This is a genomic window from Streptomyces sp. NPDC050528 (assembly GCF_044457795.1).
Taxonomy (GTDB): Bacteria; Actinomycetota; Actinomycetes; order Streptomycetales; family Streptomycetaceae; genus Streptomyces.
On sequence record NZ_JBITHH010000004.1, the window covers coordinates 284569 to 297491 of the forward strand.

Sequence of the window (12923 nt, forward strand, 5' to 3'; positions counted from 1 at the left end):
TGTCACAGATCGGCCGGTTCCGACAGCCGTCCCCGGACGGCGGTGGCGGCGGCCACCGGGGGCGAGACGAGATGCGTACGACCGCCCTTGCCCTGGCGTCCCTCGAAGTTGCGGTTGGAGGTCGAGGCGGAACGCTCGCCCGGGGCGAGCTGGTCGGGGTTCATTCCGAGACACATGGAGCAGCCGGCGAACCGCCACTCGGCGCCGGCCTCCGTGAAGACCCGGTCCAGTCCTTCGGCCTCCGCGTGCAGCCGGACCCGCGCGGAGCCGGGGACGACCAGCATCCGGACACCGTCGGCGACCCGCCTGCCGCGCAGCACGTCCGCCGCGGCGCGCAGATCCTCGATACGGCCGTTGGTGCAGGAGCCGAGGAAGACCGTGTCCACCGGGATGTCACGCAGCGGGGTGCCCGGCCGGAGGTCCATGTACGCGAGGGCCTTCTCGGCCGCGGAGCGCTCCACCGGGTCGTCGAACGAGGCGGGGTCGGGAACGGTCCCGCCCAACGGCGCCCCCTGCCCCGGGTTGGTCCCCCACGTCACGTGCGGTGTCAGCGTGTCCGCGTCGATGACGACCTCACGGTCGAAGACGGCGTCGTCATCGGTGTAGAGGGTGCGCCAGTAGGAAACGGCCTCCTCCCACTGGGCGCCGGTCGGCGCGTGCGGCCGGTCCCTGAGATAGGCGAAGGTGACGTCGTCCGGGGCGATCATGCCTGCCCGGGCGCCCGCCTCGATGGACATGTTGCACACGGTGAGACGCCCCTCCATACCGAGGCCGCGGATGACGTCTCCCCGGTATTCGATGACGTGCCCCTGGCCGCCGGCGGTCCCGATCTCGGAGATGACGGCCAGGATGACGTCCTTCGCCGTCACCCCGGGGCGCAGTGAGCCGTCGACGGTGACGGACATGGTCCGGAACGGGGACAGGGGGAGGGTCTGCGTGGCCAGTACGTGTTCCACCTGGCTGGTGCCGATGCCGAAGGCGAGGCTCCCGAACGCGCCCAGGGTCGAGGTGTGCGAGTCGCCGCACACGATCGTCATACCCGGCTGGATCAGGCCGAGTTGGGGGCCGACGACGAAGACGATGCCCTGTTCGGGGTCGCCCAGCGAATGGATCCGCACCCCGAACTCCGCGCAGTTGGACCGCAGGGTCTCCAACTGCACTCGGGAGACCGGGTCGGCGATCCGGGTGATGTCCGTGGTCGGCACGTTGTGGTCTTCGGTCGCGATGGTGAGGTCCGTACGGCGGACGCGGCGCCCTGCCCGGCGTAACCCCTCGAACGCCTGCGGGCTGGTCACCTCGTGCAGCATGTGCAGGTCGATGTACAGGAGATCGGGCTCTCCGGGAGCCCGTCGAACCACGTGTGCGTCCCAGACTTTTTCGGCGAGTGTCCGCCCCATAGTCAATCCCCTTCTCACATAGAGAGATGGAATGTCTCGTTGTTTGGGCACAATAGCGGACGGGTAGAGCGTTGGCACCCCGCTCGACCGAGGGCTGTCGGGTGCGTGAACGCGCCATCGCTGTCTCACGATTCAAGATGGCCAATCTTGGTATTCAGGCAAGGGGGTGGAGTGCGCGTACCTTCAAGATCCTCTTGCGCTGACGTTCGATCGACAGGGACGACGATGAGGAACAGGATCGGCTTCCTGGGTATCTGCCTGGGGTACTTCGCCGTGATTCTCGACGGGAGCGTGCTCAACGTCGCGGTGCCCGACATCCGCCGCGACCTCGCAGCCTCCATGGCCGACGCCCAGTGGGCGCTCAACAGCTACACGCTCGCGCTCGCCGCGCTGCTGCTCACCGGCGGCGCGCTCGGCGACCGGATCGGTCTGCGGCGGACGCTGCTGTCGGGGCTGACCGTGTTCGTCCTGGCGTCCGTGGTCTGCAGCCTGGCCACGACACCGGCCGCGCTGATCGCGGCCCGCGTCGCGCAGGGCGTGGGTGCCGCCGCGCTGCTGCCGACGACACTGGCGCTCATCCCGCACATCTTCGCCGAGCGGGCGGACCGGGAGCGGGCCGCGGTGGTCTGGGTGGCGACGTCCGCCATCGCGGTCGCGATGGGTCCCCTCGTGGGCGGCCTGCTCATCGACGCGTTCGGTTGGCGCAGCGTCTTCCTCATCAACGTCCCCGTCTGCGCGCTGAGCATCGTGCTGGTGCGGGCCGGCGTCGAGGAGACCCGGGGGCGCCGGGTCGGCGTGGACTGGCCGGGGCAGATACTGGCCGTCGTGGCCCTCGGTCTCATCACCGGAGGCGTCATCGCGGGCGGCTCACAGGGCTGGGGCTCCGCGAGGACGCTCGGGATGCTCGGGGCGGGCGCGGTGACCGGCGTCGCCTTCTGGGCGGTCGAGCGCCGGGCCGCCCGACCCCTGCTGCCGCTGTCGTTCTTCGCACACCGGCTGCGCACATTCGCCCTGCTGGCCCTGGGCCTGACGGGCTTCCTCTTCTACGGCGCCCTGTTCGTGATGTCCCTCTACTTCCAGAACGGGCTCGGCTGGTCGCCCGGCGACACCGGCATCGGGCTGCTCCCCCTCACGGTGGGCACGGTCCTGGCGCCGCTCGTGCTGTATCGCCCGCTGTCCAAGCGCTACGGCCATCCGCTGATGATGGCGGCCGGTTTCGCCGGCTTCCTGCTCGGCACTGTCGAACTCCTCCTCGTCGGCGGGGACGCCGCCTACGGGTGGACCGCCGTCGGCATCCTGCTGATGGGCGTGTCCAGCACCTTCGTACCGTCCGCCGCGGTGTCCATCGTCGTGTCGACCGTGTCCGGAACCGAGGGCGGTCTGGCCTCGGGCGTGCAGAACACCCTGCGGCAGACCGGGGGCCTGCTGTCCGTCGCGGTCTTCGGCGCCGTCCTCAACTCGACGGACTTCCTGGGGCGGTTGCGCGTCGCTCTGCTGCTGATGGCACTGGCCCAGACCGTCGGCCTGGCCGGGAGCGCGGTGATCGCCCGTCGGGCCCGCAGGACGGCGGGCGCCCCGTCCGAACAGAAGGTGAGGGACAACGCCGGTACGACGTGAGGCAACGGTCGCCCGAGCCCCCCGCCTTTCGAACGATCTCCGAAGCCGCCGCCCGCACGCACCCTCCGACTTTCCGCCAAGCCGTCAGACGCACATCCCTGACTGAAAAGCGCCGCCTGGAAATTCCTGTCCGGAAAACGCTGCCTGGAAAAGGAGAAGCGATCCATGGCCAAGGGTGACTACGAGACCAAGGGCGTGCCCCGCCGTCCCGCCTTCGACCTGGTGCAGGGCTACATCCTCTGCTCCGTGCTCGCCGCGCTCGACGACGCCGGCGTCCTGCAGACCCTGGAGGAGAAGGGCGTCCGCATCGAAGACGTGGGCGGGAACGGGCAGTTGGCCCGTGACACCGTCCACTACCTGGTCGACCGCGGGGTCGTCGTCCCCGAGGGCGACTTGTACCACCTCAGCCCGTACGGCGTGGAGCTGCTGCGCGACCGCGGCTACATCTACTGGATCGCCGGCGGGTTCGGTGAGCCGTTCTGGCGCTTCGGCGAGTTACTCGCGGGCACCCACCGGTACGGCGCGGACATCTCCCGGGACGGGCGCATCGTGGCCGTGTCCTCGGCGCAGCTGGGACGGGACGACCTCAAGCCCTACGTGCACTCCGTCCTCGGCGAGATCGACTACACGAAGGCCGCGGACTTCGGCTGCGGCAATGCCCGCAACCTCATCGGCATATGTCAGCTCAAGGGAGCGCGGGGACTGGGCGTGGACATCAGCCCCGACGCGATCGCCGAGGCCAGGCGCGAGGTGGAGAAGACCGGGCTGGGCGACACCATCGACGTCGTCGAGGCGGACGCGTCGGACGCCGCGGCCATCCCGGACCTGGAGTCGGTGGATCTCGTCGTCGGCTTCTTCTTCATGCACGAGGTCTTGGAGAAGGGACTCGACGCCTACATCGACTACCTCCGCGTGCTGCACCGTCGGCTCCCGGTCGGCGCACACGTCCTGGCGGCGGAGGTGCTGCCGCCCGAGCGGGATCGGGCGGGCGCGGAGACCTTCACCCCGGAGTTCACCCTCATCCACGCCCTGATGGGCCAGGGCCTGCTCGGTGAGAACGGCTGGCGGGACGCCTTCGAGCAGGGCGGTTTCACCGTCAGGAAGACGGTCCGGCCCAACATCCCGGGCGGACTGCTGCTGTTGGCGCAGAAGACGGGCTGATCCCATGTTCCTGGTCCTGCTGACCTACACCGTCCCGGAATCCGAGATCGTGCACCTGCGTGACGCCCACTACGCGTTCGTCGACGAGCACTTCAAGTCCGGCGTCTTCCAGCTGGGCGGACGGCGCGTACCGGCCACGGGCGGGTTCATCCTTGCCCAGGGCGTCGGCCGGCACGAGCTCGCGGAGATCATGAGCAACGACCCCTATCTGGTCGCCGGACTGGTCAAGCACGAGCTGATCGAGCTCACGCCCACCCGATGCCGGCCGGCCCTCGCCGACGCCCTGGGCCTGGAACTCGGCGGCTGACGGCTGCTCGCCGTCGGCTGCCGCCGTTCGCACTACCTGCTGTTCTGTGCCGCCGCGGGTGCTTCGCCCGCGGCGGCGGACTTTCCGGCGGACGGTTCCTTCTCCGGCACCGGCACCATGAACGCCGCCGCACCGGCCACCGCGGCGGCGAGGGCGAACCCCCAGCCGTACCCGACCGCGCCGATGAGTCCGCCGAGCAGCGGCGGGGTGAGCGAGGCGGCCAGGTTCTGGCCGGTGTTCTGCACACCCATGGCCCGTCCCGACCAGGTCCGCCCCGCGAGTTCCGCGGTGGCGGTGAAGGCCAGCCCGTTCGTACTCGCGGTGATGCCGCACGCGACGACCATCGCCGCGTCGGACAGCGGCGACGGCCACACCGCGCCGAGGGCGGTCGCCGCCATCACCACGGCGATACCGACGGACAGTTGACGCATCGGGCGGACCCGGCTGCCCACGTGGTCGGACCAGCGTCCCGCCACGATGCGCGAGAGGGCACCCAGCACCTGCGCGCCCGCCAGCAGCTGACCGGCGTGCACGGGACTCCAGCCGCGGACCTCGACCAGGAACAACAGGCCGAAGGCGCTCGCGGTGAACTGGGGGACGCACAACAGCGCGCTGGAGGCGTGGATCCGCCAGAGCTCCGGTCGGCGGTAGGGGTTCCCCACCGCGGCGGCACTGTCGGCCGAGGAACTCGCGGGCCGCGGCGGATCCGCCGCGAAGACACCGACGAGGATGGCGACGACCCCGCACAGCGACGCCGCGAAGACGACCATGCCGGTCAGCCCGGACCGTTCCGCCAACGACGGCACAGCCAGGGCGGCGATGCCCATGCCGAGCGGGGTCGACGTCTGCCGGATCCCCATGGCCAGGCCGCGTTCCTTGGCGGAGAACCAGCCCACCACCAGGCGGCCGCTCGCCGCGTACACCGACGCGCTCGCGGCACCCGCCAGAGCGAAGACCGCCCCCAGGGTGACCAGCCCGTGCAATGTCGATGCCAGTGCGAGCAGTACGGTCGTCGCCGCGAGCCCGGAGGCGATGACGATCCGTTCCCCGTACTTGTCGGCCAGCGCGCCCCAGGCGACGAGCGTGAGCATGAGCCCCACGGTGGGACAGGCCACGAGCAGCCCGACCTCGGCCAGGGATAACCCGTTCGTCTTCCTCAACTCGGTTGACAGATACGGCAGTCCGTAGACGAAGACGCAGGCCACCGTCTGCGCCGAAGTCCCCAGTGCCAGCATCATCCAACGCCGCACGATGCCCCTCCATCGATCAGTTTGGTGGAGGCAGCAACTATGGCATCGAATCAAAACCTGAGACAGTCCGTCTTGAATGCTGGTCGCGTCCGGAACCACCCGCGCACGCGGGGGACGCTATGCGTCCGATTCGTCCGATACGGCAGCCTGGGTGCTCTCCTCGGAGGGCCGTCCCTCGGCGCCGTCCGATGCGGAAGCGTCCTCAGGTGTGCGGGGACGTGCGGCTTCCTCCGCCTCTTCCCGGGCCTCCGCGTCACCGCTCTCCCCGGGAGCCTGCGACGGAGGGGTGGGCCGTGCGTGTTCGTGCTTGGTCATCGTTGCTCCCGGTGGTGCGTGAGGTCTGTCCGACCCGTGCGCGGGCCGCCGTGCAGAGGGCTACCAGCGATACCAGCGCCCCCGACTTCCACTCGCGCTCGTCCCGCGCACCAGGAACCCGAGCAGCCAGAGGACGAGTACGACCAGAGCGATCCACCAGAGAACCTGGACCGCGAAACCGGCACCGAAGAGAATCAGCACCACGAGCAACACCAGCAGAATGGGAACCATGATTGCGCCTCCTCGTTGCCGAGTGCCCTGAATCGTTCCGATCAGACGCTCTTACGGCAGCCGATCTCGGCAGGTCGGGGCGGGTGCCGGGTTTCCGCCTCGGGAGACCGGAGGTCCGTGCGCGGCTCCGGCGCCTTGATGATCGTAGAAGTGTCCGTTGTGCCGTGTGAGGTCCGGTTCGCCGGGCACTCGGGGCAGTGACGCATTGGTCGGGTGTTCCCTCTGAGGTTCGCCCGTGAGGCGCCCCCTCGCATGGAGCCACCCGACGGGTGTGTCCGGTGACACGCTCGGGGCGCGGGCTGTGAGGTATACGGGTGCTCAGCATGACGGCGCGAAACGACGGAGAGGGCGGCCCGGTGCTGGCCCCGTGGCGGGTGTACGCGCCCCAGCACGACACCGACTTGTTGGCCCAGGCGCTGGACCGGGAGTGCCTGCCCGCCGACGCCGCCGTCCTCGACGTAGGAACCGGCTCCGGTGCCCTCGCCCTGGCCGCCGCCCGGCGGGGCGCCCGCGTCACCGCCGTCGACCGGACCTACCGGGCCGTCCTGGCCACCCGCCTCAACGCGCGGCTCGCGCGCCTGCCCGTCGAAGTCCTCCACGGGGATCTGTTCGGCCCGGTCGTCGGCCGTCGGTTCGACCTCGTCGTGAGCAATCCGCCCTACGTCCCGACGCCCGGGGCCGTTCCCGGCCGCCATCGTGCCGCGGTGGCGTGGGACGCGGGTGCCGACGGACGTCTCCTGCTGGACCGGATCTGCCGCAGGGCGCACACGTCGTTGCGTCGCGGCGGTGTGCTGCTGCTCGTGCACTCCACCCTATGCGGCATCGCACCGACCCTGGCCGCCCTGGAGCGGTCGGGACTGGAAGCCCGGGTGACCGACCGGCGTCTGGTGCCCTTCGGTCCCGTACTCCGCTCGCGCACCTCGTGGTTGCGGGAGCAGGGGCTCGTCGACGCCGACGAGGAGAAGGAAGAGCTGGTGATCGTCCGTGCCGAACGAACCCGTTGAGCCCGCGCACCGCGTCACGGTGACGAACGGCGGGCCGATCCTCCTCGAAGGTCCGGTCGAGGTCGTGCTCGACGACGGCCGCACCGTGCGTTCGGACCGCTTCGTCGTCGCCCTCTGCGTCTGCCGGCGCAGCCGTTCCTACCCCTGGTGCGACACCAGCCACCGTGCCCGAGCCAAGAGGCGGACCCCATGACCACCACCGCACCGCCCGCCCGTGACCACACCACCGGCCCCCCGCTGCCGCGCAGCAGGGGCGAACTCTCCCGCACGGTCCGCCAGGCCCTGACCCGCCCCGCCGGGACACCGTTGCCGCAACGGGTGACGGCGGCGTACGCCGACCCGTACGGCGACGATCTGCAACTCGCCCTCTACCTCTGCTACGAGCTGCACTACCGCGGTTTCGCCGGCGTCGACCCCGCGTGGGAGTGGGACCCCGGACTGTTGCGGCTGCGGGCCGAGACGGAGCACCGCTTCCTGTCCGCGCTCCGCGCCGACGTCGGCCCGCCGAGAAGGGCGGAGGACGCGCTCGCGGACCTTCTCGTGGAACCCGCGGAGCCCGAAGGGGTGTCTCAATTCCTCAAGGAACAGGGGGAGTTGTGGCAGTTCCGGGAGTACGCGGCGCAACGCTCCCTCTATCACCTGAAGGAAGCCGATCCGCACGCCTGGGTCATCCCGCGGCTGACCGGACGAGCGAAGGCCGCGATGGTCGCCGTGGAGTACGACGAGTTCGGCGCCGGACGGGCCGAGCGCATCCACGCCCGGCTGTTCGCCGATCTGATGACGGACCTCGGTCTCGACACCACGTACGGGCGCTACGTCGACGCGGCCGGCGCGGAGATGCTCACGAACGTCAACCTCATGTCCCTGTTCGGACTGCACCGAGCGCTGCGCGGAGCCCTGGTGGGCCACTTCGCGGCCGTGGAGACCACCTCGTCGCCCGGTTCACGACGCCTCGCCCAGGGACTGCGACGGGTCGGCGCGGGCCCTGCCGCCGTCCACTTCTACGCCGAGCACGTCGAGGCCGACGCGGTCCACGAGCAGATCGTCCGCCGGGACGTCGTAGGCGGCCTCCTCGAAACCGAACCGTCCCTCGACGCGGACATCGCCTTCGGCGCCGACGCCACCGAATGGACCGAGAACCGCCTCGGCAACCACCTCCTCACCGCCTGGCGAGACGGCCGTAGCTCACTGCGCACCCCGTTGTGAGGGCTCTCAGGGCATACGCGGTTCGAGCGGAGGGTCTGGGTACCCGAGACGGGTGCCACCCACCCATTGGAGGCAGCCGAGGAGAGGCGTCGCGATGTCTGCGCAGTCCGAGTCCGGGTCCGCCCGGGATGAACACGGCGGGCCGGAAGGGGCGGAAGTGGCGGACGTGAACGGCTCCGACGCCGGGTCGGCGGACGCCGTAGAGGAGTTTCGGAAGGCGCCGCGGCAGCCCCCGCAACGAGATGCACGCGGTGGGCGCAAGCGGTCCTGGGTGACGGTCGGCTTCGCTCTGGGGCTGGGGGCGAGTCTGGCGTGGCTCGCCGTCCAGACCGTTCTGCGGGTCAGCTCGATGCTGACCCTGCTCCTGCTGGCCGTGTTCATCGCGATCAGCCTGGAACCGCTCGTCGTCTGGTTCACGCGCCGGGGGTTGCGGCGCGGCTGGGCCGTCGCGATCGTCCTGACGGGGTTCGTCGTCGTGCTGGCGGGATTCCTGGCGCTGGTCATTCCGCCGGTCGCCAAGGAGATCAGCGCGCTGGTCGACGCGGTGCCGGGCTGGCTGGAGCAGCTCCACAACCACCAGTCCACGATCGGCCGCTTGGAGGACCGCTACCACGTGGTCGAGAAGGCCAAGCAGCAGATCGGCTCGGGATCCGGAGCGTCCGGTCTGGCGGGAGGCGTCCTGGGTGCCGGGCAGCTGGTCCTGAGCACGGTCACGTCCACGGCGATCGTGATCACGGTGACCCTGTACTGCATGGCGGCCCTGCCGACGATCAAACAGTTCGGCTACCGCTTCGTGGCGGCCAGCCGCCGCGAGCGCGTCGAGGGTGTGGCCGAGGAAATCATGAACCGGATCGGCAAGTTCATGCTCGGCAACCTGGTCACCTCCGGGATCGCCGGAGTGGCGACCTTCGGCTGGTGCGCGGCCACCGGCGTCCCGTACGCCGCCGCGCTGGGCATCTTCACCGCCCTGATGGATCTGATCCCGATCGTCGGCTCCACTCTCGCCGGAATCGTCGTCAGCCTCGTAGCTCTCTCCGTGTCGCTCCCCATAGCGATCGCGACCGCCGTCTTCTACGTCGTCTTCCGGCTCGCCGAGGACTACCTCATCGTGCCCCGGGCCATGAAGTTCGCCGTCGACGTCCACCCGCTGGTCACTGTCCTCGCGGTACTGGTCGGCGGCGCGCTCCTCGGCATCATCGGGGCCCTCGTGGCCATCCCGGCGGCCGTCGCGGCGGGCCTGCTCCTCGACGAGTACGTGTTTCCGGAGAAGGAACGGAAGTGACGCGGCAGCGGTATGGACCCTCGGCTGAACTCGTCGTCGGGCACGGCTGGGCCATCGTCCTGGTGACCTCGGCGAGCGGTGCGGACGACGTGACCAATGGCGAACCCGCCCCCAACTCGGTCCGTCAGGCAAGGGAGTTGGCCGGCGGGGTAACTCCCGTGACGGTCGAGTTCAGCGCGCGGGATCCCGCGCGCTGAACTGGAGACCGTAGGCGTCCGGGCCGTTTACAAGGACCTGCCGACCACCTCGGACAGGTCGGCCCCCGCGTCTTCGCCGACGTGGTGCGACCGACGGGGACGGAGAGCGGTGGTTGCCGACCGGTGTGGTCAGTTGGTGGTGAGCATGCCCGCGCGGAGTTTGGCGAGGGTGCGGGAAATCAGGCGGGAGACGTGCATCTGGGAGACGCCGAGGTGTTCGCCGATCTGCGCCTGGGTGAGTTCGTCGACGAACCGCATGTGGATGATCTGCCGTTCGCGGTCGTCGAGTTCGGCGATCAGGGGGGCCAGGGCGTTGAAGTCCTCGACGAGTTCGAGGGCGTTGTCGTCGAAGCCGATGAAGTCGGCCAGCGCGGCTTCGCCGTCGTCGCTGGAGCTGATGGCCGCGTCGAGGGAGGCGGAGCTGTAGCCGTTGGAGGCGAGGCGCGCTTCGTTGACCTCTTCCTCGCTGAGGCTCATCAGCTGGGAGAGTTCCTTGACGGTGGGCATACGGCCGAGCCGGCTGCGGAGCTCTTCGTTGGCCTTGGCGAGCTGGATGCGGGCTTCCTGAAGACGACGGGGGACGTGGACGGCCCAGGAGGTGTCGCGGAAGAAGCGCTTGATCTCGCCGACGATGTAGGGGACGGCGAAGGAGGTGAACTCGACTTCGCGGGTGAGTTCGAACCGGTCGATGGCCTTGATCAACCCGATCGTGCCGACCTGGACGATGTCCTCCATCTCGTCCTGACCGCGGCTGCGGAACCGCGAGGCGGCGTACCGGACGAGCGTGATGTTCATTTCGATGAGGGTGTTGCGCGCGTACTGGTACTCGGGCGTGCCCTCTTCGAGAACGGCGAGCTGGTCGAGGAACACCCTGGTCAGCTCACGGGCGTCCTTGGGTGCGACCTGCGAGGGGTCCGCGATCTCCGGCAGCACCCGGGTCTGTGCGTCTGCCGTCTTCGTCACTGTCATGTCAGGCCCCTCCCTAGTGATCCAGCCCCCGTGCCGCCGGTTCCTTGTCTACCGACAATGATCGGCCTACCCGGGTTCGTGGGATGCACACCAGGTGATTTCAGATCGGTTCCGTCGGCTGTCGTAGGAAGGGGTCCACCGGCTCGTCCGCCCGCCCGTCCGTCTCACGTCCTGGTCGCCCCCTCCTGGATCTGGACGACGAATGCGGGGCCGGCCGGAGTGTCTCCGGCCGGCCCCGCATTCGGGCTGATGTCTACGCCTACGTCAGACGCATCGCTGGGTCTGGTAGTAGTCGGCGACCTGCTGGTGGTAGCCGGCGTCCCCGATGTGCTTGTCCTTGTCGAACTCGGGGGACTCCCTGATCTGGTCCTTCGTCAGGCCGACGTAGATCTTGCGCTCGGCCTCGTCGACCGAGTTCACGGTTCCGGCGGGCAGCAGGACGTGCTGGCCGAAGATCCACACGCCGGTGTCGACGACGAGATACGCGGAGGCGACGTCGTCCGAGTGCTTGTCGACCTTGCCGATGCTGCCGTCGGTGGCCTCGACCGTGTATCCGATCAGGTCGGTGCCCGCGATGTGGCCGGTGGTCGGCTGGTAGCCCCAGATGTTGGCACTCATGAAGAACGGCTCCCTCATCGAGATTGTTTATTGTTCCCGCAGTCGAACTGCGGATTCGTGCGGGTGCTGTCGAATTCGCGGGTGTTGTTCAATCGCGGGTGTTGTTCAATTCAGTGCCCGCTTACCAGGCCCGCCTACCAGCGGTACCAGCGGCCGCGCTTGCCACCGCTTGCCGCAGGGCGGATCACGAAGCCCAGGACCCACACGACCAGCACGATGACAGCGATCCACCACAGAGCCTTGAGTGCGAAACCGGCACCGAAGAGGATCAGGGCAAGCAGAAGAACAAGAAGAATAGGAACCATTGTTATCAACCTCCGCCCCCTCGTGTGCCCCGCGGAATGATCTGTATTCCTGCGTGTCTTATGTGTTTCCTGGGCGGCCCGGCGCTGCTGAAAGTCCGTACGGCAACTGCCCGGTTTGAAGGTGGAATCTGCGGTGAGACGGGAGGCGAACCCAATTCGAGACAGGCAGGGGTGAGTGGTTGTGGCTGCGAACGAGAAGGCCAAGGCCAAGGTCGAGCAGACCAAGGGCAAGGTGAAGAAGGTCGTCGGCGGAGCGCTGGGCAACAAGTCCCTCAAGGCCAAGGGCCGTGTCGAGGAGACCAAGGGCAACCTGCGCGCGGCCAAGGAGAAGGCCAAGGACGCCATCAAGCCCAAGTAGGGCACCACAAGCCCAAGTTGGGCACCACTCCTGATCCCGACTCCTGATCCCGGTCCCGGCAGCCCGTTGGCTGCCGGGACTCGTGCTGTTTCACGGGCTCGGCCTCACCGGCTCACCGGGCGAGAAGGGCGCTTACGGTCTTGCCGCCGGCCGCTTGGCTGGTCACGGTGGTGGCCTGGGCGAGGCGGTTGACCATGGGCCAACCGAAGCCTCCGGTGCCGCCGTTCAGGTCGGGGGTGCGCATGCGCGGTGTTTCGGGGCTGCGGTCGTGCACGGCCACCTCGATGCCGTCCGGGTGGGCGGTCAGGTCGAGGGTGCAGGTGCCGCCGCCGTGGCGCAGGGCGTTGGTGACGAGTTCCGAGACGACCAAGGTCACGGCGTCAGCGGCCTCGGCCGCTATCGGATGGTCGAGAGCGCCGAGAAAGTCCCGGGCGCTTTCGCGTGCACTGGCGACGGATGTCGCGGAGCGGACGGTTGCGACGTCGACGCTCATCGTGTTCATCAGGTCTCCCCGGTCTCTCGATCGTTGTCCGGTTCTGCCTGCCGGATCTTGTGCCCCGCCTGTGGCCCGTTAAGCACGAGGTGACAGGCCCTCGGTGAAGCCGTCGGCCGCGGACGCGCGCACCGAGAGGTTCGGCAGTGGGGTTCAGAGTCGGAGCAGATGCGGGACGGGCGATGGCGCCGGCTGGTGGTGCGGTACGGATGC

Annotated in this window: 16 protein-coding genes; 9 read left to right on the top strand and 7 right to left on the bottom strand. The window is 69.1% G+C overall.

Annotation, left to right across the window (positions count from 1 at the left end):
* Positions 1 to 2 precede the first annotated feature (2 nt).
* Entirely contained in the window at positions 3 to 1397 is a 1395-nt protein-coding gene (gene leuC / locus ACIBK4_RS16205; RefSeq protein ID WP_398995354.1) for a 3-isopropylmalate dehydratase large subunit, read from the bottom strand.
* A gap of 225 nt (positions 1398 to 1622) precedes the next feature.
* On the opposite strand from leuC, the gene ACIBK4_RS16210 reads away from it, so the two are divergent.
* From ACIBK4_RS16210 to ACIBK4_RS16220, 3 genes are all read left to right on the top strand, one after another.
* Positions 1623 to 3014 carry an MFS transporter gene (locus tag ACIBK4_RS16210; protein ID WP_398995356.1) on the top strand — a complete coding sequence of 464 codons (1392 nt, stop codon included), beginning with the start codon at positions 1623 to 1625 and terminating at the stop codon, positions 3012 to 3014.
* Between the two features lie 165 nt (positions 3015 to 3179).
* Positions 3180 to 4175: a class I SAM-dependent methyltransferase gene (locus ACIBK4_RS16215; protein ID WP_398995358.1), complete on the top strand. Its 996-nt coding sequence runs from the start codon at positions 3180 to 3182 to the stop codon at positions 4173 to 4175.
* A 4-nt stretch (positions 4176 to 4179) separates the two neighbouring features.
* The gene (locus tag ACIBK4_RS16220) at positions 4180 to 4482 is read left to right on the top strand and encodes a YciI family protein (protein ID WP_398995359.1); all 303 of its coding nucleotides are present in this window, start codon (positions 4180 to 4182) and stop codon (positions 4480 to 4482) included.
* A 32-nt stretch (positions 4483 to 4514) separates the two neighbouring features.
* On the opposite strand, the gene ACIBK4_RS16225 is transcribed toward ACIBK4_RS16220, so the two are convergent.
* Positions 4515 to 5732, bottom strand: coding sequence for an MFS transporter (locus ACIBK4_RS16225; RefSeq protein WP_398995361.1), 1218 nt, complete (start codon positions 5730 to 5732; stop codon positions 4515 to 4517).
* A 375-nt stretch (positions 5733 to 6107) separates the two neighbouring features.
* Entirely contained in the window at positions 6108 to 6278 is a 171-nt protein-coding gene (locus ACIBK4_RS16230) for a hydrophobic protein (protein WP_366434564.1), read from the bottom strand.
* 323 nt (positions 6279 to 6601) lie between these two features.
* Here ACIBK4_RS16230 and ACIBK4_RS16235 point away from each other — a divergent pair, with 323 nt between their 5' ends.
* The 5 genes from ACIBK4_RS16235 to ACIBK4_RS16255 all read left to right on the top strand — a co-directional run bounded on the left by ACIBK4_RS16235 (position 6602) and on the right by ACIBK4_RS16255 (position 9967).
* Positions 6602 to 7282, top strand: coding sequence for a HemK2/MTQ2 family protein methyltransferase (locus ACIBK4_RS16235; RefSeq protein ID WP_398995362.1), 681 nt, complete (start codon positions 6602 to 6604; stop codon positions 7280 to 7282).
* On the top strand, positions 7263 to 7475 hold the full coding sequence (locus tag ACIBK4_RS16240) for a CDGSH iron-sulfur domain-containing protein (protein WP_398995364.1): 213 nt from the start codon (positions 7263 to 7265) through the stop codon (positions 7473 to 7475). Before ACIBK4_RS16235 ends, ACIBK4_RS16240 begins: the two co-directional genes overlap by 20 nt.
* Complete coding sequence (locus ACIBK4_RS16245; protein WP_398995366.1) at positions 7472 to 8488, top strand: iron-containing redox enzyme family protein; 1017 nt, start codon at positions 7472 to 7474, stop codon at positions 8486 to 8488. The genes ACIBK4_RS16240 and ACIBK4_RS16245 overlap by 4 nt, the downstream gene beginning before the upstream one ends.
* Positions 8489 to 8582: 94 nt before the next feature.
* Positions 8583 to 9770, top strand: a complete 1188-nt coding sequence (locus ACIBK4_RS16250; RefSeq protein ID WP_398995368.1) for an AI-2E family transporter — start codon at positions 8583 to 8585, stop codon at positions 9768 to 9770.
* Positions 9767 to 9967, top strand: coding sequence for a hypothetical protein (locus tag ACIBK4_RS16255; protein ID WP_398995369.1), 201 nt, complete (start codon positions 9767 to 9769; stop codon positions 9965 to 9967). Before ACIBK4_RS16250 ends, ACIBK4_RS16255 begins: the two co-directional genes overlap by 4 nt.
* Positions 9968 to 10096: 129 nt before the next feature.
* Here the strand turns inward: ACIBK4_RS16255 and ACIBK4_RS16260 are convergent, their stop codons facing one another.
* From ACIBK4_RS16260 to ACIBK4_RS16270, 3 genes are all read right to left on the bottom strand, one after another.
* Entirely contained in the window at positions 10097 to 10936 is an 840-nt protein-coding gene (locus ACIBK4_RS16260) for an RNA polymerase sigma factor SigF (protein WP_398995370.1), read from the bottom strand.
* Positions 10937 to 11200: 264 nt separating this feature from the next.
* Entirely contained in the window at positions 11201 to 11554 is a 354-nt protein-coding gene (locus ACIBK4_RS16265) for a PRC-barrel domain-containing protein (protein ID WP_398995371.1), read from the bottom strand.
* 134 nt (positions 11555 to 11688) lie between these two features.
* Positions 11689 to 11859, bottom strand: a complete 171-nt coding sequence (locus tag ACIBK4_RS16270; RefSeq protein ID WP_033279275.1) for a hypothetical protein — start codon at positions 11857 to 11859, stop codon at positions 11689 to 11691.
* A 181-nt stretch (positions 11860 to 12040) separates the two neighbouring features.
* On the opposite strand from ACIBK4_RS16270, the gene ACIBK4_RS16275 reads away from it, so the two are divergent.
* Positions 12041 to 12217 carry a CsbD family protein gene (locus tag ACIBK4_RS16275; protein ID WP_398995373.1) on the top strand — a complete coding sequence of 59 codons (177 nt, stop codon included), beginning with the start codon at positions 12041 to 12043 and terminating at the stop codon, positions 12215 to 12217.
* A 112-nt stretch (positions 12218 to 12329) separates the two neighbouring features.
* Here ACIBK4_RS16275 and ACIBK4_RS16280 read toward each other — a convergent pair whose 3' ends face one another.
* The gene (locus tag ACIBK4_RS16280) at positions 12330 to 12719 is read right to left on the bottom strand and encodes an ATP-binding protein (protein WP_398995374.1); all 390 of its coding nucleotides are present in this window, start codon (positions 12717 to 12719) and stop codon (positions 12330 to 12332) included.
* Between the last annotated feature and the right edge of the window lie 204 nt (positions 12720 to 12923).

Excerpts from the sequence above, each read along its gene's own strand:
- leuC (WP_398995354.1), bottom strand. The coding sequence starts at position 1,397 with ATGGGGCGGACACTCGCCGAAAAAGTCTGGGACGCACACGTGGTTCGA.
- ACIBK4_RS16210 (WP_398995356.1), top strand. The coding sequence starts at position 1,623 with ATGAGGAACAGGATCGGCTTCCTGGGTATCTGCCTGGGGTACTTCGCC.
- ACIBK4_RS16215 (WP_398995358.1), top strand. The coding sequence starts at position 3,180 with ATGGCCAAGGGTGACTACGAGACCAAGGGCGTGCCCCGCCGTCCCGCC.
- ACIBK4_RS16220 (WP_398995359.1), top strand. The coding sequence starts at position 4,180 with ATGTTCCTGGTCCTGCTGACCTACACCGTCCCGGAATCCGAGATCGTG.
- ACIBK4_RS16230 (WP_366434564.1), bottom strand. The coding sequence starts at position 6,278 with ATGGTTCCCATTCTGCTGGTGTTGCTCGTGGTGCTGATTCTCTTCGGT.
- ACIBK4_RS16235 (WP_398995362.1), top strand. The coding sequence starts at position 6,602 with ATGACGGCGCGAAACGACGGAGAGGGCGGCCCGGTGCTGGCCCCGTGG.
- ACIBK4_RS16245 (WP_398995366.1), top strand. The coding sequence starts at position 7,472 with ATGACCACCACCGCACCGCCCGCCCGTGACCACACCACCGGCCCCCCG.
- ACIBK4_RS16250 (WP_398995368.1), top strand. The coding sequence starts at position 8,583 with ATGTCTGCGCAGTCCGAGTCCGGGTCCGCCCGGGATGAACACGGCGGG.
- ACIBK4_RS16260 (WP_398995370.1), bottom strand. The coding sequence starts at position 10,936 with ATGACAGTGACGAAGACGGCAGACGCACAGACCCGGGTGCTGCCGGAG.
- ACIBK4_RS16265 (WP_398995371.1), bottom strand. The coding sequence starts at position 11,554 with ATGAGTGCCAACATCTGGGGCTACCAGCCGACCACCGGCCACATCGCG.
- ACIBK4_RS16270 (WP_033279275.1), bottom strand. The coding sequence starts at position 11,859 with ATGGTTCCTATTCTTCTTGTTCTTCTGCTTGCCCTGATCCTCTTCGGT.
- ACIBK4_RS16280 (WP_398995374.1), bottom strand. The coding sequence starts at position 12,719 with ATGAACACGATGAGCGTCGACGTCGCAACCGTCCGCTCCGCGACATCC.